The following is a 19735-nucleotide window of genomic DNA, read 5'->3' on the forward strand; positions in this document are numbered from 1 at the left end:
TTACACCTCTTTCACCCGCCACATACAAATCACTGACCCGACCACCATCGCTAATGCGGCATAAAACACCGCGTGATAGCTCCAAACTTCAGCGACAACACCCGCCACAGAACCCGCAATAATCCAACCAACGCGATTGGTATTACTGAATAGCGTGGTGGCGGCACCCGCTTGACCGGGCATCAAATCCTGAAAATACAGCATACCAATACCGGCCAAAACACCGATAAACATGGCGTTAAAAATTTGCCAAACAACCAATTGCCAAGAACCGGTAATAAACAGCAAACCGGCATAGAACAACACCCCGGTGATCACCGCGTAGCGCATCAGCAAGCGTTTACCGAAACGTTTGGCGACCATACCGGCAATCAACATGGTGGGGATCTCCAACCCGGCGGCAGTCCCCATCAATATCCCGGCCAATTTTTCTGGTAAATGTAACTCACGTACTACGTAGAGTGGCATGTTGATCAAGTACATACTGTTTGCCGTCCACATCAGGGTACAAGCAATAAACAGCACGAGCGTATCGCGGCGATTTTGGCGTGGAGCTTCCAGTGTACCGCTGGTGGTTTTCTCTTTACGCATGGAAGGCAGCATTTTCCACACCAATACACCGCAAATGATAAATGCCGCTGCGGCGGCGAGATACATGGTTTTAAAACCAAAACCTAATGCCAGTGCGAAAGCGATCGGCGGGCCAATCACCCACGCTAGGGACACTTGAGCACGCAAGATTGAGCTGAACATCACCGCTTCACGACCGGTTCGTTCGGCATGTTCACGCGCCAGAGCGAACATCTGCGGGTTGGCGGTGGAGCCGAAGCTGGTCAACACCACGCCGACGATCAGCAACAAATAGTAATTGCGGTTCCAGGCGAACAGAACACAGCCCAGCGCGCCAAGCATACAGCAAAGGAAAATCAGGGTTTTACGATCGCCCCTTTTATCCGAACGACTGGCAAGAAACTGGCTCACCAGAATCCCGATCACCGCGCTACCGGTAAAGAACAGCCCGACCATTGATGGGCGTGCGTTCACTTCGCTAGAAAGAAACAGGCTCAGGGTAGGGGTTTGCAACGCCCCGGCAATACCGGTGAGAAAAGCTACGATCAAAAATGCCAACGAGGTGAGATCGGGCAAGCGTCGTGTTACCGCAGTTGAAGTTCGCATGAAGAGGTTAATAATTAGCCAGAAAAGGAAGTCGCGCGCATCATACGCCGCTTTGGCTTAATAAAACCCGGTTTTAGTCAAAGGAATGGTAAGAAGATCTTTCTTGAGGGAAATTGGGGCGACGTTACCATCGCCCCGCAGATTATTATGCCCCGGTCGGTACATCATGGGCGGTGTTTTTCAACACTGGGCCCTGATATTTCTCAATTTGTAACTGCGCCATCTGACCACAGTTACCTTGCGCCAAGCTGGATGAACCAATGTCAAAGGTCAGACAGTTGACGTTACCGTTCTTACAAATTGAACCCGGTTGTGACGGATCGGCCGGATCGAACCAAGCCCCTTCACTAATGCGCACTACGCCAGGGCGTACATCTTCGCTGACAATCGCGCCCACCAGAATCTGGCCACGTGCATTAAACGCACGTACCAAATCGCCATTGGTAATGCTGCGTGTTTTGGCATCTTCCGGGTTAAGCATGATCGCTTCACGGTCAGCGATGGCATATTTCTTACGCAGCGGCGTGTTGTCGAGCTGAGAGTGCAGACGGTTGATCGGGTGCGCGGTGTTGAGTGACAACGGATATTCCGCCGCCTCCGGTCCACGATACCATTCATGCGGCGGCATCCAGGTTGGAATGCCTTGGCAGTCACGGTAATCCATCTTGGCGATGGCGTCAGAGTAGATCTCTATCTTGCCTGATGGTGTCCCCAGCGGATTAAGTAGCGGGTTCTCACGATAATCGGCAAAGCGGACCCATTGAGTGTTGGCTTCTGGCACTGGGAAACGCACGTAGTTGTTAGACTCCCAGAACATGTCGAACGGCGGCAGAGCAACGCGAGCGTTACGTGCTTGCAGTTTCATATCGTCATACATGCCTTTCAGCCACTGGGTTTCATCTTTGCCTTCGGTAAAGGCATCTTGTACGCCCAGTTTGGTCGCCATTGCCGCGAAGATATCGAAGTCGTTACGTGCTTCATTCTGTGGCTCTACACATTTGTGCATCGGGAAGACGTACAGTTGTGAATAGTCGCCGCCCATTTCCAGATCGTTACGTTCGTAACTGGTGGTGGCTGGCAACACGATATCGGCGTGTTTGGCCGTCGCCGTCCAATAAGGTTCGTTGACCACCACGACGTCTGGTTTTTGCCAAGCTTTAACCAGATTGTTGGTGTCTTGATGCTGGTGGAAGGTGTTACCGCCTGCCACATACACCATTTTCACCTCTGGGTAAGTGACCTGAGCGCCGTTGAAATTAATGGTTTTGCCTGGATTCGTCAGGCATTCAGCGATACGTGCTACAGGGATCGGCGAAGGTGCACCTTTTGGTGAGTTACCCGCAGAAATACCGGCGATGATACCGCCTTTAGCCGTTGGGCTACCGCCGGAAGAGTAGTGATAGCTAAAGCCGAAGCCGCCACCCGGCAGACCAATCTGACCCGCCATTGCTGCGATGGTGACCAACAACCAATGCTGCTGTTCGCCGTGATGCTGGCGCTGAATGCCCCAACCGCCCATGATCATGGTGCGATTCTTGGCGATATCACGCGCCAAGGTGCGTATTTTTTCCGCGTCCACGCCGCAGATATCGGCGGCCCATTCGGCCGTTTTTGGCGTGCCATCGGTGGTACCCAGCAGATAAGCCTCGAACTTGTCGAAACCGACGGTATAGGTTTTCAGGAAGTCCGGGTTATGCAGCTTTTCTGTCAACAGCGTGTGAGCGATACCGATTAACATCGCGCTGTCGGTATACGGACGTGGGGCGATCCATTCGGCATTAACAAACTTAGCGCTGTCGTTGTGCACCGGATCGATACTGATAACCCGAGTGCCTTTTTTCTTCAGCGCTTCAAAACCGGTCTGACCGTAGTGATCCGGCATGTTCCAACTGTTTTTCAGCGTGATCATCGGGTTACAACCCCACAGGATCACCAGTTGGCTGTTTTCGATCACGTTTGGCCACGCGGTTTGCTGCTCGTAAACTTCCATCGAACCGACCACGTGCGACATGATCACCTGTGCGGCACCGGTAGAATAGTCACCCGCATAGCCGAGGAAACCGCCGGTCAGGTTCATCAAGCGTTGCAATAGGGTGCGGCTGTTATGCAGCATGCCAACGCTTTTCCAACCATAAGAACCGGCATAGATCGACTGCGGGCCATGATCTTTTTGCAAGCGGGTGATTTCGCCAGTGACCAACTCAATGGCTTTGTCCCAACTAACACGAACCCACTCATCACGACCACGCAATTCGTTGTTACGATTGCCAGTGCTACCTTCCAACCAGCCTTTACGCACCATCGGGTACTTGACGCGGTTTTCTGCGTGAACCTGATACGGTGCCATGGTGATCAGTTCATTTGGATAGGGATCGTCTTTTACCGGTTGTACGCCGACCATCTTGCCGTCTTGCACGATGGCTTCGAACGCGCCCCAGTGAGCACCGGTCAGAATGCCTTTTTGTGCCTGACGCAGTACTACAAACTGCGGCAACGCTTGGCTAATGGCTTCGGCCAGCGCTGATTTCGGCCATAGCCCCGCCAGCAGTGGGGTTGCAGCTAGCGCGGTGGCGCCAGTCAAGAAGCGGCGGCGACTCATTTGTAGCGGTTGTTGTGAATATTTGCTCATCTCGCTTCTCCCTTAAAGTTTGGCTGGTGCGGCTGGTGGCATGTCACTGGCGTGTTTCTGCACGTATTGTGTCAGCACGCGCAGTTGTTCTTGCGTCAGCGAGGTGCGTGGAGCCATACCTTTAATCACGCCGATCCATTGGTTGGCGTTGAAGCGATCGAGGGCGGTCAGGCCGTGGCAGCCGGTACAGTTGGCGGACATCATGTCTGCGCTGTAACGCCAGATTTTTTGCTGATCGTCGATCAGTTGTTTACGTGGTAGCCAAACTTGCAAGGAAACCTGATGCCAGACCAAACCGGTTTCGGCATCGGTCATAGTGGTGCCGGTTTTCAGCAATTTACGTGCATCTTCACCCAGCAAGACGCTAAGAATGCGTTTGCCTTGTGCGGCATAGAATACTTCACTGACACCATCTTGTTGCCAACCGGCAACGTCGGCCAACACCTTGTCACCGTCTTGTTTCACCACATGCACTTCGGTGGAAGGCATCAGGTTACCGGCGTTATGGCTGTCATCCTGTTTAAGGAAGAACGGTTCGGTCGCGATGGTATATAGCGTGGTCGCGGTAGGAGAGGTTTCTGCTGCGGCTTTCGCCAGCTCGGCAGCACCAGCCTGCGCCGCGCCGCTCATATCCGGCAGAATGTGTGCAACCCCTTTATGGCAGTCGATACAGGTTTCACCTTGTTTGATGGCAACCGGGTGCTGAACGCGGGCTTCAGCACTTTGAGCGGTGATATCCATGGCATCAAAACTGTGGCAAGAACGGCAGGTGGCTGAGTCGTTTTCTTTCAACGTTTTCCACACCGATTGCGCCATTGCTAGCTTATGCGCTTCGTATTTCTCTGGGGTATTGATCGTCCCGGTCATTTCACCATAGATGTCTTTTACCGCGCGGATCTTGGTCCACAAGTAATCGAGCGGTTCATGGGGAACGTGGCAATCGGCGCATTCGGCGCGGATGCCTTTGGTGTTCTGGAAGTGGACGCTGCCTTGATATTCAGCGAGGGGTTGTTGCATGGTGTGGCAAGAGACGCAGAAGGCGGTATCGCTGGTTTTATGGAATACGGTGGCAGTACCCGCCAGCAGTGCCGCGCCGAGGATAATGCCGATCGCCAAAATCCATAGCCATCCCCACCGGCGCCGCTTTTCAAAGCCAGTTTGATTTTTGCTCATATTGAACCCGTTTATTGTTATGAAATACCAAGGAAAACCTTGCCAAAAAAGTGAGTGACAAAATGACGACACACTTGGACAAGTATAGATACGAATGGTTAATCCGCCTAACTCTATAGGGGTATTTGTAGTGAAAAAGTTTCTGTTTGTTGCAAAAAACAGCGTTATATTTTATTTTATATAACGCTGATTGGAGGAGTTTGAAACGAATGCGATTGTTCTGGGCCAAAAACGGCATTGTAAAAGCGTGCGATTCACTCAGTTAGCGAGAAACCCCTAATATAGGGCAACTTTGGTTTTTCTGTTTCCAATCTGACAGGTCACGGGACGATCCTTACCTTTATATTGGAAAAAGAAACCCTGTTTGTTGATTTGATAGAGTCGTTTACCGTTTTGAAAAAATAAAACTTCTGCCACGGTATCTGACTTTGTTTTGAACTGGCGAGGTTTAGTCGCAACATAAAAAGAATCCTCCCACATTAGGGTGGTAAGGCCATAGCCAGAATAGGTGACGGTCATGGTATCTCTTCCAGGACAGAACAAGTGGAACTCATAAGCAGCATGAACTGAAGCAGAGAACGTCAGAGAAGATAAAATAATATATAAATAGATTCGGTAAAGCATAAATGACTTTTATGTTGTTAGTACAATTTTAAATCCAAAAATAAGGAATAGAATACCTGTGCAACGGCTGCCGATTTTCTTTAATTGTAAATTGCCTTTCAGTTTATCTGCGAGAGGTGTACCACACAGGATCAAAAAGGAGAGATATAGCATGCTTAAAACCTCTAGGATCGAACCCAGCAGCAGGTACGGTGCGAACTCATCGCGGTGATCTAACTCAACAAATTGAACAAAGAAAGAAATATAAAATATGATCATCTTAGGGTTAAAGAAACTGAGGGCAAAGGCTTTAAAAAAGACTTTTTTGCCTGCCAGCGAGGGATTTGCCACTTCCTTTCTTTTTCTTTCAAAGAAGGTTTCATAGATAGCCATGCCACCCAAATAAACCAGATAGGCAGCACCGGCGTATTTAATTGAGGAAAATGCCAGAGGATGTGCGGCTAATAAAGAGGTGACGCCTAGGAACGATAACAATATTAGAATGCTGTCTCCCAAGAAAACACCCATCGCGGCCATATAACCACTTTTCACACCGTGACTAATGCTACTGGTTAATACAAAAATAGAATTAGGACCAGGAACAAGGACAATGGCCAAGGCACCGAGCACATAAACCCATAAATTAATAACACCTATGCTTTCCAGCATAATATAACACCTATATGTAATAAGGCTTGCGGGATATAAGATAGTGAGTATTGAGGTACCCATATACCGCCTTCACAATTTGAGCTGTATGGTATTTTGTTGTAGATGAAAAATCTATATAACACTTACGATTTGAATTAATATTTTGTTTTTGTGGCTTAATGCTAGTTGTTAGTGTCTGTATGTGGTCTATTTTTTAGATTAAAAAACCAAAATAAAGCTATTGGTAGTATTTTATATAAAACTACCTTGGTTGCCGTGTATCAATGGCAACCGTAGCTGAAAACATCGTAGCGGCACACGTACTAACGTGAAGGTAAATAGTTCAACTCCTCCTGCCATAGTTTGATCGCATTGCGACTGGCTTCAAAGTGTGGTTCTGGCAATTCACTGGGTGAGCACCAACGCCATTCTGCACATTTATCGGGCTCTTTCAGCTCTGGTTCTTCGCCGGGATGCTGAATCCACATACAGATTGATACCGTGTGTTTACCTTCTTCGCGCCAAGTAAGTAAGTTATTGCTGACGCCGATAAACTGTGGCGGTGCAATCCTCAATCCGGTTTCTTCCCAGATCTCACGCTGGGCGCATTGTTCAAAGGTTTCGCCAGCTTCTAAATGTCCGCCGGGAATCGACCAATAGGGTGCGTGTTTACCACAGCGTTTACCGAGTAAAATCTCCCCCTGTGGGTTGACAATAATCACGCCCACGCCTGTTAACACCGTCATGCTCATCTCCTTCAGCAAAGCTTCAGCACAGTATGTCATCTCTCGACCTTATCAGGTGATTCTGACGGCAAAGTGTGCGTAAGCTCAAAAATCTACTACGTCAAAATCAACAATACTTGCTTTCGGTGATAGCTACTTCCACACTCCTTGAAACGTTTCAGCGTCATCCGGTTGATGTTTTTCCCGCGATTACGCTCCTTTTTCTCAAAATGGCTGAAACGATTCAATTCAGCAGCGAGGAGAACCATGTTCCAATTATCACAGCAAGATATTCACCTAGGGGCAGCCGCTAGCAGTAAACAGGAGGCCATCCAGCAAGTTGCTGCTGCTCTTACCGCTGCCGGTTGTGTCAGCAACGGCTACGTTGACGGCATGTTGCAGCGTGAGCTGCAAACTTCCACCTATCTGGGTAATGGTATCGCCATTCCACATGGTACCACCGACACCCGTGATTTAGTGCTGAATACCGGTGTGCAGGTGTTCCAGTACCCACAGGGGATTGAGTGGGGTGACGGCCAAACCGCCTACGTGGTGATCGGTATCGCGGCTCGTTCGGATGAGCATCTGACGCTGTTACGCCAATTAACCCATGTTCTGAGTGATGACAGCGTTGCTGACCAACTGGCTAAAACCACGTCAGCAGAAGAGTTGCGCAGCCTCCTGATGGGCGAAAAACAGGTTGCCGAGTTTCAATTTGATGCTTCGCTAATCGCGCTTGATGTTGCCGCTGACAATCTGATGACGCTGCAAGCTTTGAATGCCGGGCGCTTGCAACAGATTGGTGCGGTTAACGCACAATTTGTCAGCGATGTGATTACCCGCAAGCCGCTGAATTTGGGGCAAGGGATCTGGCTGAGTGACAGCACCGAAGGCAACTTGGGTAGCGCGGCGACCATTAGCCGTCCAGCGCAGGCGTTTGATGAAAACGGTGAAAAAGTGGCGCTGTTGTTGACTGTGGCTGTCGCCGACGAGCAACCACTGACGCTGCTGAACTACCTCAGCGACTTGCTGTTAACCAATAAAGCTGAACGCTTGCTGAACGGCGATGCGGTTTCGGTTCTGGCGTTACTGACCAGCGAAGTAGCGCAAGAGAGTTCGGTGCTGACTGCGGAGTATGTCATCCGTAATGAACACGGCTTACACGCCCGTCCGGGCACCGCATTGGTCAATGTGATCAAACAGTTCAGTAGTGAAATTACCGTCACTAACCTGGATGGCAGCGGCAAACCGGCTAACGGTCGCAGTTTGATGAAAGTGGTGGCGCTGGGTGTGAAGAAGGGCCATCACCTGCGCTTTACCGCCAGTGGTGATGATGCTGAAACCGCGCTGAAAGCGATCGGTGATGCCATTAATGAAGGTCTGGGCGAGGGCGCAGCATGAGCAGAAGAGTAGCAACCATCACCTTGAACCCTGCTTACGATTTGGTGGGTTTTTGCCCAGAGATCGAACGGGGTGAAGTGAATCGGGTAAAAACCGCTGGCCTGCACGCTGCCGGTAAAGGCATCAACGTCGCCAAAGTATTGAAAGATTTGGGTATCGATGTCACGGTGGGCGGTTTCTTGGGTAAAGACAACCAAGACGGTTTCCAACTGTTATTCAGTGACTTGGGTATCGCCAACCGTTTCCATGTGGTGCCGGGGCGTACCCGCATCAACGTCAAACTGACGGAAAAAGACGGTGAAGTGACCGACTTCAACTTCTCCGGTTTTGAAGTGACGCCGCAGGATTGGGATAAGTTTGTTACCGATTCTCTCAGTTGGCTAGGCCAGTTCGATATGGTGGCGGTCAGCGGTAGTTTACCTGCGGGTGTTGCGCCGGAAGCTTTCACCGATTGGATGATCCGCCTGCGCTCACAGTGTCCATGCATTATCTTCGACAGCAGCCGTGAAGCGTTGGTCGCGGGGCTGAAAGCGGCGCCGTGGCTGGTGAAACCTAACCGCCGCGAGTTAGAAATTTGGGCCGGTCGTCCATTACCGAAACTGGAAGATGTGGTTGAAGCCGCCCATGCGCTGCGCGATCAGGGCATCGCCCATGTAGTTATTTCACTCGGTGCCGAAGGCGCGTTGTGGGTCAACGCCTCCGGCGCGTGGATCGCCAAACCGCCGACGTGCGAAGTGGTTAGCACCGTGGGCGCTGGCGATTCAATGGTTGGCGGCTTGATCTACGGCCTGCTGATGCGTGAATCCAGTGAACACACTCTGCGTTTGGCGACTGCCGTTGCCGCACTGGCCGTGAGTCAGAGCAACGTCGGCATTACCGATCGTCCCCAGTTGGCCGCGATGATGGCGCGTGTCGATCTGAAACCTTTTAATTGATAGCGGGAGGCAGAATGAAAACGCTTCTGATAATAGACAGTTCGCTCGGGCAGGCGCGTAGCCACTTGGTGAAACGTATGCTAAACGCAGCGGCGGCCAACAATGGCCTGACGCTGGTGGATTCGGCTAATGACGCGGAATTGGTGGTCGTAGCGGGGCAAGCGGCTCCGGTAGACGCGGCATTGGATGGCAAAATGTTGTTTGTTGGTGATGTCGCGCAGGCGGTGCAGGAACCCGAAGCCTTTTTGGTGCAGGCCAAGGCCGTGGCTAAACCTTATCAGGCTCCTGCCGTAGCGGCGGTTCCTGCGCAAGCGAGTGGACCAAAACGCATTGTGGCGATAACCGCTTGCCCAACCGGTGTAGCTCATACTTTTATGGCGGCAGAGGCGATTGAAGCTGAAGCTAAGAAACGTGGTTGGTGGGTGAAAGTAGAAACTCGCGGCTCCGTAGGGGCAGGCAATACCATCACGCCAGAAGAGGTGGCGGCGGCGGATCTGGTGATTGTCGCGGCAGATATTGAAGTCGATCTGGACAAGTTTGCTGGTAAGCCGATGTATCGTACTTCGACCGGTTTAGCCCTGAAGAAGACTGCGCAGGAGCTAGATAAAGCACAGCTCGAAGCTGAAACCTTCCAGCCACAAAAAGGCGGTTCATCCGCGGCTTCTGGTAAGAAAAAAGAGGGCAACGGCCCTTATCGCCATCTGTTGACCGGTGTGTCTTATATGCTGCCGATGGTGGTGGCCGGTGGTCTGTGTATCGCGTTGTCATTCGTGTTCGGTATCAAGGCGTTTGAAGTGAAAGGCACCTTGGCGGCGGCGTTGATGCAAATTGGTGGCGGTTCCGCCTTTGCATTGATGGTGCCGGTATTGGCTGGTTTTATTGCCTTCTCAATTGCTGACCGTCCGGGGTTAACACCGGGTCTGATTGGCGGCATGTTGGCGGTGAGTACTGGAGCGGGTTTCCTCGGCGGGATTATTGCTGGTTTCCTTGCGGGTTACGTGGCGAAAGCCATTAGCAGCAAGTTGCAACTGCCGCAAAGTATGGAAGCATTGAAACCGATCCTGATTATTCCACTGGTGGCGAGCTTAATTACCGGTTTGGTGATGATTTACGTGGTTGGTACGCCGGTTGCGAAAATCATGGCGGGTCTGACCGATTGGTTGCAATCCTTGGGTACTGCGAATGCGGTTCTGCTAGGAGCGATCCTCGGTGCCATGATGTGTACCGATATGGGCGGTCCGGTTAACAAAGCGGCTTATGCTTTCGGCGTTGCGCTGTTGAGTTCTTCGGTCTATGCCCCGATGGCAGCGATTATGGCCGCCGGTATGGTGCCGCCGTTGGCGATGGGCTTGGCGACCATTCTGGCGCGTCGCAAGTTCGAGAAGTCTGAGCAAGAAGGCGGTAAAGCGGCGCTGGTACTGGGCTTGTGCTTCATCTCCGAAGGGGCGATTCCATTCGCCGCGCGTGACCCAATGCGTGTACTGCCATGCTGCATAGCCGGTGGTGCGCTGACTGGTGCGCTGTCGATGGCTTTCGGCGCGAAACTGATGGCTCCACATGGCGGTTTGTTTGTACTGCTGATCCCTGGGGCGATTACGCCAGTGCTGCTGTATCTGGTGGCGATTATTGCCGGTACGTTGCTCGCGGGTGTGTCCTACGCACTGCTGAAACGTGCTGAAGTGTCAGCAACCAACGTGGCATAAAGGTTTATACCAATAAAAAACCGGAGCTGTTATAGGCTCCGGTTTCTCATATATACAATCCCCAGTTTCTCCTACAATATCTCCCCCACAGCCGTAATGACCAGAAAAAACAGAGAGTTCTCTTTTGCTGAAGGCCGCGCTATTTGGTGCCACGTTTAAAATAGACGGAGGGCGTTACGTCAAAGACACGTTTAAAAAGCGCGATAAAAGCACTTACGCTGTTGTAGCCCAGATCAAGCGCTACCGTAGTGACGCTTACCCCTTCCGCCAGCAATTCCAGCGCACGTATTAATCTAGCTCGCTGCCGCCAGTCGGTATAAGTGAACCCAGTCTCCGTCACAAAGCGACGACTCAGCGTCCTTTCGGAAAAACCGATTTTATTTGCCCATTCAGTGATATTGCGTCTGTCGCTGGGATCGTCCAGTAATTGCCGTGCCATATTGACAAGACGTGGATCACGGGGCATCGGTAATCCAAAAGGCTCAACCGGAGCGGCGTGTAGCTGATCTAGAATAACTTGAGCGATACGTAATTGTTGTTCGTCGAGGTCGGTTTCCTTCCAGGTTGATGCACAGATAATGGCTTCCCGCAGAAGCCCGGACGCTTTGACGGCGCACGGTTTTTCAGGCAAACCAACGCAGGCGGTTTCCTCGACATAGCAACTCCAACCGTCGATCGCCCCGTGGGTCCAGCCATAATGCGAGTAATGGGGTGGGATCCAGACCGCGTAGTCAGCCGGTACTATCCAGGCACCTTCATCGGTTCCAACCGTAAAAAGCCCTGAGCGCAGGCCAGATAACTGACCACGAACATGGCTGTGTCTACCTAATGCACGTCGTTCTGGCTGAGTGTCGTAGATGGAAATAATCACCACCTTACTGTTGTTGCCGAATGCTAAATCGATTTCATCCTCTTTCATGGCAGCAATCCGATATCTGTTGACCTATTTAACTTAGCACTGCCATGCATGAATCGATATAGTCATTTTTGAGTTATTTCATAGGAGAAAAGTATGTCCACGCAATCTGTCCCTTTAAACGAAGCCGATCTTGAGCAGCTTTACGCTCCTCCATCCGAGCGTATTCAGAAAGCCGTATTATCTGAACTTATTTCATGTCATGTGGCTTATCTGGAAAAAGCCACCTTCTTTTGTCTGGCTACCGGGAATGAATCTGGTCTTGATGCGTCGCCACGCGGAGGGCCGGCTGGTTTTGTCAAGGTGTTAGATAATAAAACAGTCGCTTTTGCTGACTGGCCGGGTAATAACCGCATTGAATCAATGAGAAATCTCACAAGCAGTGACAAGGTCGGCATGCTCTTTCTTTTTCCGGGGCTGGAAGTTTTCATGAGAATTAATGGCCGCGCCTACGTGACTGATGACGAGGTGCTTTGCACGAAATTTACGCAGGGAGGGAAAGTATCAAAAACCGCGATAATCGTGACAGTTGACGAAGTATTATTTCACTGTGGCAGAGCGATAAATCGGGCGCGTTTGTGGGAACCTGAATCAAAGATTGAACGGAAAAGCCTGCCTACTCCTGGTCAGGTATTGGCCGAAATTACCCGTCAGCAGGCCAGTGTTGCTGAAGCGATAGATGTTCAATATGAACAAAGTGTACGAAATGACCTCTATGGTTAAACCAATAATAAGTATCTCCCGGGTATGCAGGGGGATACTTATTGGTGTCATGGTTAGCGGGAGGATTACTGCTGCGCTTTCAACCAGGCGATCTCTTCCACCCAGATATCCGGGTTAATGGTTTCCAAAATCAGCGGGATGTTATCGAAACGGGCATCGCGCATGATGTAGCTGAATACCGTTTTACCGATATTGCCTTCACCTAAGCTGTGGTGGCGGTCAACGCGGCTGTTGAACTCGCTTTTGGCATCGTTCAGGTGCATGCCACGCAGATATTCGAAACCAACAATATCGCCTAATTGCTGGAAGGTTTTTTCGCACTCGTCTTCAGTCCGCAGATCGTAACCCGCTGCGAAAGCGTGGCAGGTATCGATGCAAACACCGACGCGGCTTTTGTCTTCCACGCCGTCAATGATCGCCGCCAGATGTTCGAATTTGAACCCCAGATTACTGCCTTGACCGGCGGTATTCTCGATCACTGCTGTCACGCCTTGAGTTTGATCGAGCACGATGTTGATAGATTCGGCAATGCGCGCTAGGCATTTATCTTCATCAATCTGCATCAGATGGCTGCCGGGGTGGAAGTTCAGCAACGTCAGCCCGAGTTGTTCGCAGCGCTGCATTTCATCAAGGAAGGCTTCGCGGGATTTTTCCAGCGCTTCGGCCACCGGATGGCCGAGGTTAATCAGATAGCTGTCGTGTGGCAGGATTTGCCCCGGCCCATAGCCATATTGCGCGCAGGCGCTCTTAAATTTATCAATCACATCACCGGGCAGCGGAGCCGCTTTCCATTGGCGTTGATTTTTAGTGAATAGAGCGAATGCGGTCGCCTCTAGTTCGTGTGCGCGTATCACGGCTTGATCTACGCCACCTGAGGCACTGACATGTGCACCGACAAACTTCATTTTCATTCTCCTGTGTTATCAGAACTATTATGGCATCTCTAGACAGGAGTTTGAATGGGCAAAGCCCAGCGAACCGGGCTCAAGGGGGAGGGATTACAGAATGTGCTGAACCAGCAGGTTAATCGCGCCGCCGCCGATAATCAGCCAGACGAACAGCAAGGTTGCTAGCAGGATAGGTTTTACTCCAGCTTGACGTACTGAGCTGATATGGGTGGTTAAACCCAATGCCGCCATGGCCATCGCCAGCATCCAGGTGTCGGCGGTGATCAGGTAATGCACTAACGTAGCGGGTAACAGGTTGAACGAGTTCAGCCCGGCAACCGCGATAAACAGTACGGCAAACCAAGGAATGGTAATCGCCGATTTCTCGGTCTTACTCCCCCCCCTTGCGCGGCTGATAAAGCCGGAAAGCAACAGCAAGAACGGAGCCAGCATCATCACGCGGATCATCTTGGTGATCACTGCCGCGTTTTCCGCATCGGGGCCGATGGCGTGCCCGGCAGCGACCACTTGAGCCACTTCATGCACGGTTGAACCGGTGTAAATCCCAAAGGTTTCTTGGGTGAACGGTAGCCACTGGAAGTGCTGGTTCAAATGGTACAACCACGGGTACGCGAAGATAGCTAACGTACCGAACACCACGACGGTCGCCACCGCGACGGCGACTTTGCTGGAATCTGCTTTCAATACCGGTTCGGTTGCCATCACCGCAGCGGCACCGCAGATGCTACTACCCGCGCCGATCAACATGGCAGTTTGGCTATCAATGCCGAACACTTTTTTACCTAACCAACAGGCTAGCAAGAAAGTGCTGCTGAGGGTCAATACATCGATAAGAATACCGGTCGCGCCGACATCGGCAATTTGCTGAAAGGTCAGGCGAAAACCGTAAAGTATGATCCCTAGGCGCAGCAGGCGTTGTTTGGCGAGCTGAACACCGCTGTGGCAGCTCGGTTGCAGCCATGGGTACAGCGTATTGCCCACCACGATGCCGAATATAATCGCGAGCGTTAAAGCGCCGAGCCCCAGTCCGGCGACCGAAGGGAGATCGCCAGCCCAGACAGCCAAAGCAGTTAATACTCCGGTCAGTAATAAGCCGGGAATTAAACGTGGTATCCCAAACAGTGGGTAGCGGTGCTCTGGGAATGGGTGGGTAGTCTCGTTCGCCATAAATCAATCCTGTTGTCCAATGTTCCTGGCTGTAAGCTTACGGCGCCGTGATTTAATAGTGAAATAGATTGTATTTTTATAATCAATCGAAAAAAGTGTTATAGGCAAATTCTGGTAATGTGTCCCTCCCCGTTATGTGGGGAACAAACGTGTTACTCTTAACAACAAACACGGTTGGCATAGGCGGTGGTTGATTCACTGTCTATGTGTTGCGCTAATTTCGGTGGCTTTTCTGGTTGGCGAATTTCGGTCTATTTCCAGCACGCCACATTTACACTGAGACAGACATGCATATCACACTGCGTCAATTAGAGGTATTTACCGAGGTATTGAAAAGCGGTTCAACCACTCAGGCTTCCGTTGTGTTGGCGTTGTCACAATCCGCGGTCAGTGCCGCTTTGGCCGATTTGGAAGGGCAACTCGGTGTGTTGTTGTTCGATCGCGTAGGTAAACGTTTGGTCATCAATGAGCATGGCCGCTTGTTATACCCAAAAGCGTTGGCTTTGTTGGAGCAGACGAGCGAAATAGAGCAGCTATTCCGACAAGACGGTGGGGCGCTACGCATCGCTGCGAGCAGCACCATTGGCAACTATATGCTGCCTGAAATGATCGCCCGCTATCGTGATGACTTTCCGACTACTCCATTAGAATTAAATGTCGGTAACAGTCAGGACGTGATTAGCGCGGTGGGGGATTTCCGGGTTGATCTGGGGTTGATCGAAGGCCCATGCCATATGCCTGAATTGGTGACACAACCTTGGCAAGAAGATGAGCTGGTGGTGTTCGCTGCGCCAGACAATCCATTGCACCACCAACCGTTAACGTTAGAAAAACTGGCTAACGCTCCTTGGATCTTACGTGAGCGCGGTTCTGGCACGCGTGAAGTGTTAGATCATCTGCTATTAGCACATCTACCGCATTTCAAATTGGTGATGGAGTTGGGGAATTCAGAGGCGATTAAACACGCGGTGCGTCATGGCATTGGTATTAGTTGTTTGTCACGGCGGGTGATTGGTGAACAATTGGAGAGTGGGGCTTTGGTTGAGCTAAAAATCCCGTTGCCGCCGCTGATGCGTACTTTGTATCTCATCCATCATCGGCAAAAGCATATTTCCAATGCTTTGCACCGTTTCCTCAGCTATTGCACATTGCCGGAAGAGCGGTAAAAACCTGCGCTCAGTCACATTAATGGCAGACAATAAGGTTTTTAACGCCGTTGCTAATAATTTCTGCCGAGTTATGAAGCTATCTTATATCAGCGTAATGATGCTAGTTCATCGGCGGCTATTTGTTACAATCCGCCCTTATTTTTTCTTCGGCTAGATATTGATATAGGGTAAGCATGGCTCAGCAGGATATAAAAACATCGGGGCAACCAGCACCCGGATTACGCCGTGAATTGAAAGCACGGCACTTAACCATGATTGCCATCGGCGGTTCCATCGGTACCGGTCTGTTTGTTGCATCAGGTGCAACAGTTTCTCAAGCCGGGCCGGGCGGGGCATTACTGTCTTACGCTTTGATCGGTTTGATGGTGTACTTCTTGATGACCAGCCTCGGCGAACTGGCGGCGTTTATGCCAGTTTCAGGCTCGTTTTCCACCTACGGCGCCAAATATGTAGAAGAAGGCTTCGGCTTCGCGCTGGGTTGGAACTATTGGTACAACTGGGCAGTGACCATCGCGGTCGATCTGGTAGCGGCACAATTGGTGATGAACTATTGGTTCCCAGAAACACCGGGTTGGATCTGGAGTGCCCTGTTCCTTGGCTTGATGTTCTTATTGAACTACATCTCGGTGAAAGGTTTTGGTGAAGCCGAATATTGGTTCTCGCTGATCAAAGTTACCACGGTTATCGTGTTTATCGGCATCGGTATGCTGATGATTTTCGGTATTCTGAAAGGTGGTGAACACGCGGGATGGCAGAACTGGACGATGGGGGATGCGCCATTTGCTGGCGGCTTCTCGGCAATGATAGGCGTGGCGATGATCGTCGGCTTCTCATTCCAGGGCACTGAGTTGATCGGTATTGCTGCCGGTGAATCAGAAAACCCAGGCAAGAATATTCCACGCGCGGTGCGTCAGGTGTTCTGGCGTATTCTGTTGTTCTATATCTTCGCGATTCTGATCATCAGCCTGATCATTCCTTATACCGATCCTAGCCTGCTGCGTAATGATGTGAAAGACATCAGCGTTAGCCCGTTCACTTTGGTATTCCAACATGCGGGTCTGCTGTCTGCGGCGGCGGTAATGAATGCGGTTATCCTAACTGCGGTACTGTCGGCGGGTAACTCTGGTATGTACGCTTCGACCCGAATGCTGTTCACGCTGGCTTCAGAAGGTAAAGCTCCGCGTATTTTCGCTAAACTGTCGAAAGGTGGTGTGCCGCGTAACGCGCTGTATGCGACCACCGTGGTTGCGGGGCTGTGTTTCCTGTCCTCCATGTTCGGTAACCAATCGGTTTATCTGTGGCTGCTGAATACCTCAGGTATGACCGGCTTTATCGCTTGGTTGGGTATCGCTATCAGTCACTATCGTTTCCGTCGTGGCTATGTGATGCAAGGCCGTGATTTGAAGGACTTGCCATACATTTCCGGTTTCTTCCCTGTCGGGCCAATTTTTGCCTTCGTGCTGTGTTTGATCATCACGTTGGGGCAAAACTATCAGGCATTCTTGGAAGACAAAATTGACTGGTATGGCGTGACCGCGACCTACATCGGTATTCCACTGTTCCTGATCATCTGGTTCGGCTACAAGCTGACACGCGGCACTCGCGTGGTGAAATACAGCGAGATGGAGTTCCCGAAGACGGACATCAAGTAAGTCCGATTTGTTGAAATAACAACGCCCTGTCCGTGAAAAGACAGGGCGTTTTGCTATTTAGAACTTAGAAGTTGTAAGTCATGCCCACGGTATAACGACGACCATCTAATGTGGTGTTGTAGTGCTCGTAATCCACGGTCTTATCCAGAATGTTGTACACGCCGCCAGTCACCAGCAAGTTTTTGTTCGCTTGGTAACTCAAACCCGCATCGATAAAGGTGTAAGACGGCGTACCGGTCGACATGGAGGTGCGGCTCAGATATTCCGAGGTTTTACTGCGGAAGTTGAGGCGTGACCACAAACCAACGTCTGCCGTCGCTTGCCAATCCAGCACGGTGTTGAACATATGCTTCGGCATTTGGTTTAGTGGCTGGCCGGAGAAGGTTCCGCTTTTTTGCTCAGATTCGGTGTAGGTGTAGTTAGCGGTCAACTGCCAATCTTTGGTGATTTCCCAACCGGCGGTGGCTTCTACGCCACGCATATTGGCGTCGTCGACGTTAACGCGATCACTGACGAAATCGTAACTGTGGTTGCCGATAGTACAGGCGGGATCGTCCTTATTATTGCAACGACGTACCTCAGTGATTTTATCTTTGAAGTCGGTATTGAACAGGGTGACGCCCATGTTCAGCCCCTGCAGGTTATCCCACATCACGGCGATTTCTTCGCTCAGGCTTTTTTCTGGTTTCAGATCTGGGTTACCGACGATGATGCCGTCCAGCGAGCCGCCGCCGGTCACTTGTCCCCAGCTTGCAGAAGACTGGCGTAGGTCTGGTGAGCGATAACCGGCCGATACGCCGCCTTTCACCGTCCATTGCTCGGTCAGATGCCAAACGCCGTACATCCGTGGCGTCCAGTGGTTGCCGTAGTTTTGATCCTGATCCATACGGATACCGGTGGTCAGGCTGAAATCATTGGTCATTGCCCATTCATCTTCGGCGAACAGCGCCCAACTCCAGCGAGTCAACTTGTTTAAGCCATCGGCGGCTTCTAGCTGGTTGCCATTGTCGCGCAGCTCCTCATAACGATATTGTCCACCGACGCTGAGCATGTGATCGCCCAAACTGAACTGGGTTTGCGTATTGGCGATGGTGTTGTCCATCTTCATTTGGCGACCAGGGTTTTCGTTTTCTTCCCGCTGGATGTAGCTGGTGGTGTTACCGAAATCGTAATAGCCGTTGTGGGTGATGGAGTAGTTAGTGCGCTCGTAGCGGCTTTCGCTCGGTTTATTCGGCGTACATTTACCTTTACTGCAACGTTCTGCCGCCATCGATTCGCCCGGCGTGCTATTACGATCTTGCAATGAACGACCGATTTCGAAATCTAAATCGTTCTGCTCGTTTGGCGTCAGGGTGAATACTGCGGTACCACTTTTCATCTGTTGTTCGTTGAAACCGTTGACGATATGGTCCTCGCCACGACGCGACAGCAAGCCATTAACGCGCAGACCCAACAAACCTTCGATCAATGGCCCGGAAGCATAGGCATTGGTTTGGAACAGATCGCCAGAGTTACGGTTTTCTTGGAAGGTTGCATCACCGTGAATTGAGCCTTTCCACGCTTGAGTGGTTGAGGTTTTACGCGTGATGATGTTGATAACACCACCCATCGCATCAGAACCGTACAGCGAAGACATCGGCCCACGCACCACTTCGATACGCTCGATGGCCTCCATCGGCGGCAACCAACCTTGTTCGATACCGGCGTTATCGCTGTTAGGGCGGGTGCCACGAGTATCAACACGTTTACCGTCAACCAGCATCAGCGTGTATTTGGAGGACATACCACGAATGCTGATATCGCTGCTGCTGGCTCCGCCGGTAACCACTACGCCGGGGACATCTTTCAGCGCATCGGTCACGTCGCGATAGGCTTTATCTTCGATTTGCTGACGTGGGATCACCGAGATCGACGCTGCGGAGTCCTGAATTTTTTGTTGGAAACCGGAGGCGGTAACTACCACGGTATCTGGTGTTTCGGCCATCAGACCTGTGCTGGAGAGTGATGCAAAGATTAGCGCTGTGAGCTTGTTGTAACGTAGCTTTTCCATGTGGCAAAGATTCCCAATGAGGTGAATTATAATTTATTGATTTGAAATTAGAATCCGACATATCGCTGCTGCGAGATCAGCCGTTTCTTAGGTTTTAACGTCAGGGTATTGTAAGGAAATAAATCAACATGTAAATGCAAATGATAATAAATAT

Annotated in this window: 16 protein-coding genes; 6 read left to right on the forward strand and 10 right to left on the reverse strand. The window is 51.0% G+C overall.

Annotated elements, in window-relative coordinates:
- The 6 genes from AC3ISQ_RS08235 to AC3ISQ_RS08260 form a co-directional block, all read right to left on the reverse strand.
- Positions 1-1176, reverse strand: coding sequence for a sugar efflux transporter (locus AC3ISQ_RS08235; RefSeq protein WP_489352200.1), 1176 nt, complete (start codon positions 1174-1176; stop codon positions 1-3).
- A 145-nt stretch (positions 1177-1321) separates the two neighbouring features.
- Entirely contained in the window at positions 1322-3805 is a 2484-nt protein-coding gene (gene torA / locus AC3ISQ_RS08240; RefSeq protein WP_489352202.1) for a trimethylamine-N-oxide reductase TorA, read from the reverse strand.
- Positions 3806-3817: 12 nt separating this feature from the next.
- Entirely contained in the window at positions 3818-4978 is a 1161-nt protein-coding gene (locus tag AC3ISQ_RS08245) for a NapC/NirT family cytochrome c (RefSeq protein ID WP_489352204.1), read from the reverse strand.
- A 276-nt stretch (positions 4979-5254) separates the two neighbouring features.
- Positions 5255-5497: a hypothetical protein gene (locus AC3ISQ_RS08250; protein WP_489352206.1), complete on the reverse strand. Its 243-nt coding sequence runs from the start codon at positions 5495-5497 to the stop codon at positions 5255-5257.
- Positions 5498-5611: 114 nt separating this feature from the next.
- Entirely contained in the window at positions 5612-6250 is a 639-nt protein-coding gene (gene leuE, locus AC3ISQ_RS08255) for a leucine efflux protein LeuE (RefSeq protein WP_489352207.1), read from the reverse strand.
- A 305-nt stretch (positions 6251-6555) separates the two neighbouring features.
- On the reverse strand, positions 6556-6978 hold the full coding sequence (locus AC3ISQ_RS08260; RefSeq protein ID WP_489352209.1) for a nucleotide triphosphate diphosphatase NUDT15: 423 nt from the start codon (positions 6976-6978) through the stop codon (positions 6556-6558).
- 246 nt (positions 6979-7224) lie between these two features.
- On the opposite strand from AC3ISQ_RS08260, the gene fruB reads away from it, so the two are divergent.
- The 3 genes from fruB to fruA are packed head-to-tail and all read left to right on the forward strand — an operon-like array spanning position 7225 to position 10996.
- The gene (gene fruB / locus AC3ISQ_RS08265; RefSeq protein ID WP_489352211.1) at positions 7225-8358 is read left to right on the forward strand and encodes a fused PTS fructose transporter subunit IIA/HPr protein; all 1134 of its coding nucleotides are present in this window, start codon (positions 7225-7227) and stop codon (positions 8356-8358) included.
- The gene (fruK, locus tag AC3ISQ_RS08270; protein WP_489352213.1) at positions 8355-9293 is read left to right on the forward strand and encodes a 1-phosphofructokinase; all 939 of its coding nucleotides are present in this window, start codon (positions 8355-8357) and stop codon (positions 9291-9293) included. Before fruB ends, fruK begins: the two co-directional genes overlap by 4 nt.
- Before the next feature lie 14 nt (positions 9294-9307).
- On the forward strand, positions 9308-10996 hold the full coding sequence (gene fruA, locus AC3ISQ_RS08275) for a PTS fructose transporter subunit IIBC (protein ID WP_489352214.1): 1689 nt from the start codon (positions 9308-9310) through the stop codon (positions 10994-10996).
- Between the two features lie 139 nt (positions 10997-11135).
- Here fruA and AC3ISQ_RS08280 read toward each other — a convergent pair whose 3' ends face one another.
- Positions 11136-11915: an AraC family transcriptional regulator gene (locus tag AC3ISQ_RS08280; RefSeq protein ID WP_489352216.1), complete on the reverse strand. Its 780-nt coding sequence runs from the start codon at positions 11913-11915 to the stop codon at positions 11136-11138.
- A gap of 93 nt (positions 11916-12008) precedes the next feature.
- Here AC3ISQ_RS08280 and AC3ISQ_RS08285 point away from each other — a divergent pair, with 93 nt between their 5' ends.
- Positions 12009-12635 carry an MSMEG_1061 family FMN-dependent PPOX-type flavoprotein gene (locus tag AC3ISQ_RS08285; protein ID WP_489352218.1) on the forward strand — a complete coding sequence of 209 codons (627 nt, stop codon included), beginning with the start codon at positions 12009-12011 and terminating at the stop codon, positions 12633-12635.
- Positions 12636-12700: 65 nt separating this feature from the next.
- Here the strand turns inward: AC3ISQ_RS08285 and nfo are convergent, their stop codons facing one another.
- Together nfo and AC3ISQ_RS08295 are read right to left on the reverse strand one after the other, a co-directional pair.
- The gene (gene nfo, locus AC3ISQ_RS08290; protein ID WP_489352220.1) at positions 12701-13540 is read right to left on the reverse strand and encodes a deoxyribonuclease IV; all 840 of its coding nucleotides are present in this window, start codon (positions 13538-13540) and stop codon (positions 12701-12703) included.
- A gap of 93 nt (positions 13541-13633) precedes the next feature.
- On the reverse strand, positions 13634-14710 hold the full coding sequence (locus AC3ISQ_RS08295; protein WP_489352222.1) for a YeiH family putative sulfate export transporter: 1077 nt from the start codon (positions 14708-14710) through the stop codon (positions 13634-13636).
- Between the two features lie 287 nt (positions 14711-14997).
- Here AC3ISQ_RS08295 and yieE point away from each other — a divergent pair, with 287 nt between their 5' ends.
- Entirely contained in the window at positions 14998-15876 is an 879-nt protein-coding gene (yieE, locus tag AC3ISQ_RS08300; protein ID WP_489352224.1) for a DNA-binding transcriptional regulator YeiE, read from the forward strand.
- A gap of 176 nt (positions 15877-16052) precedes the next feature.
- On the forward strand, positions 16053-17531 hold the full coding sequence (locus AC3ISQ_RS08305) for an amino acid permease (protein ID WP_489352226.1): 1479 nt from the start codon (positions 16053-16055) through the stop codon (positions 17529-17531).
- Between the two features lie 64 nt (positions 17532-17595).
- On the opposite strand, the gene AC3ISQ_RS08310 is transcribed toward AC3ISQ_RS08305, so the two are convergent.
- A complete protein-coding gene (locus AC3ISQ_RS08310; protein WP_489352228.1) occupies positions 17596-19581 on the reverse strand; it encodes a ligand-gated channel protein in 1986 nt (661 codons plus the stop codon).
- Positions 19582-19735 lie beyond the last annotated feature (154 nt).

The organism is Serratia sp. KH_031, from assembly GCF_057839655.1.

What these genes read in the sequence shown, in the direction of transcription:
- AC3ISQ_RS08235 (WP_489352200.1), bottom strand. Translation starts at nt 1,176, where the DNA reads ATGCGAACTTCAACTGCGGTAACACGACGCTTGCCCGATCTCACCTCG.
- torA (WP_489352202.1), bottom strand. Translation starts at nt 3,805, where the DNA reads ATGAGCAAATATTCACAACAACCGCTACAAATGAGTCGCCGCCGCTTC.
- AC3ISQ_RS08245 (WP_489352204.1), bottom strand. Translation starts at nt 4,978, where the DNA reads ATGAGCAAAAATCAAACTGGCTTTGAAAAGCGGCGCCGGTGGGGATGG.
- AC3ISQ_RS08250 (WP_489352206.1), bottom strand. Translation starts at nt 5,497, where the DNA reads ATGACCGTCACCTATTCTGGCTATGGCCTTACCACCCTAATGTGGGAG.
- leuE (WP_489352207.1), bottom strand. Translation starts at nt 6,250, where the DNA reads ATGCTGGAAAGCATAGGTGTTATTAATTTATGGGTTTATGTGCTCGGT.
- AC3ISQ_RS08260 (WP_489352209.1), bottom strand. Translation starts at nt 6,978, where the DNA reads ATGACGGTGTTAACAGGCGTGGGCGTGATTATTGTCAACCCACAGGGG.
- fruB (WP_489352211.1), top strand. Translation starts at nt 7,225, where the DNA reads ATGTTCCAATTATCACAGCAAGATATTCACCTAGGGGCAGCCGCTAGC.
- fruK (WP_489352213.1), top strand. Translation starts at nt 8,355, where the DNA reads ATGAGCAGAAGAGTAGCAACCATCACCTTGAACCCTGCTTACGATTTG.
- fruA (WP_489352214.1), top strand. Translation starts at nt 9,308, where the DNA reads ATGAAAACGCTTCTGATAATAGACAGTTCGCTCGGGCAGGCGCGTAGC.
- AC3ISQ_RS08280 (WP_489352216.1), bottom strand. Translation starts at nt 11,915, where the DNA reads ATGAAAGAGGATGAAATCGATTTAGCATTCGGCAACAACAGTAAGGTG.
- AC3ISQ_RS08285 (WP_489352218.1), top strand. Translation starts at nt 12,009, where the DNA reads ATGTCCACGCAATCTGTCCCTTTAAACGAAGCCGATCTTGAGCAGCTT.
- nfo (WP_489352220.1), bottom strand. Translation starts at nt 13,540, where the DNA reads ATGAAGTTTGTCGGTGCACATGTCAGTGCCTCAGGTGGCGTAGATCAA.
- AC3ISQ_RS08295 (WP_489352222.1), bottom strand. Translation starts at nt 14,710, where the DNA reads ATGGCGAACGAGACTACCCACCCATTCCCAGAGCACCGCTACCCACTG.
- yieE (WP_489352224.1), top strand. Translation starts at nt 14,998, where the DNA reads ATGCATATCACACTGCGTCAATTAGAGGTATTTACCGAGGTATTGAAA.
- AC3ISQ_RS08305 (WP_489352226.1), top strand. Translation starts at nt 16,053, where the DNA reads ATGGCTCAGCAGGATATAAAAACATCGGGGCAACCAGCACCCGGATTA.
- AC3ISQ_RS08310 (WP_489352228.1), bottom strand. Translation starts at nt 19,581, where the DNA reads ATGGAAAAGCTACGTTACAACAAGCTCACAGCGCTAATCTTTGCATCA.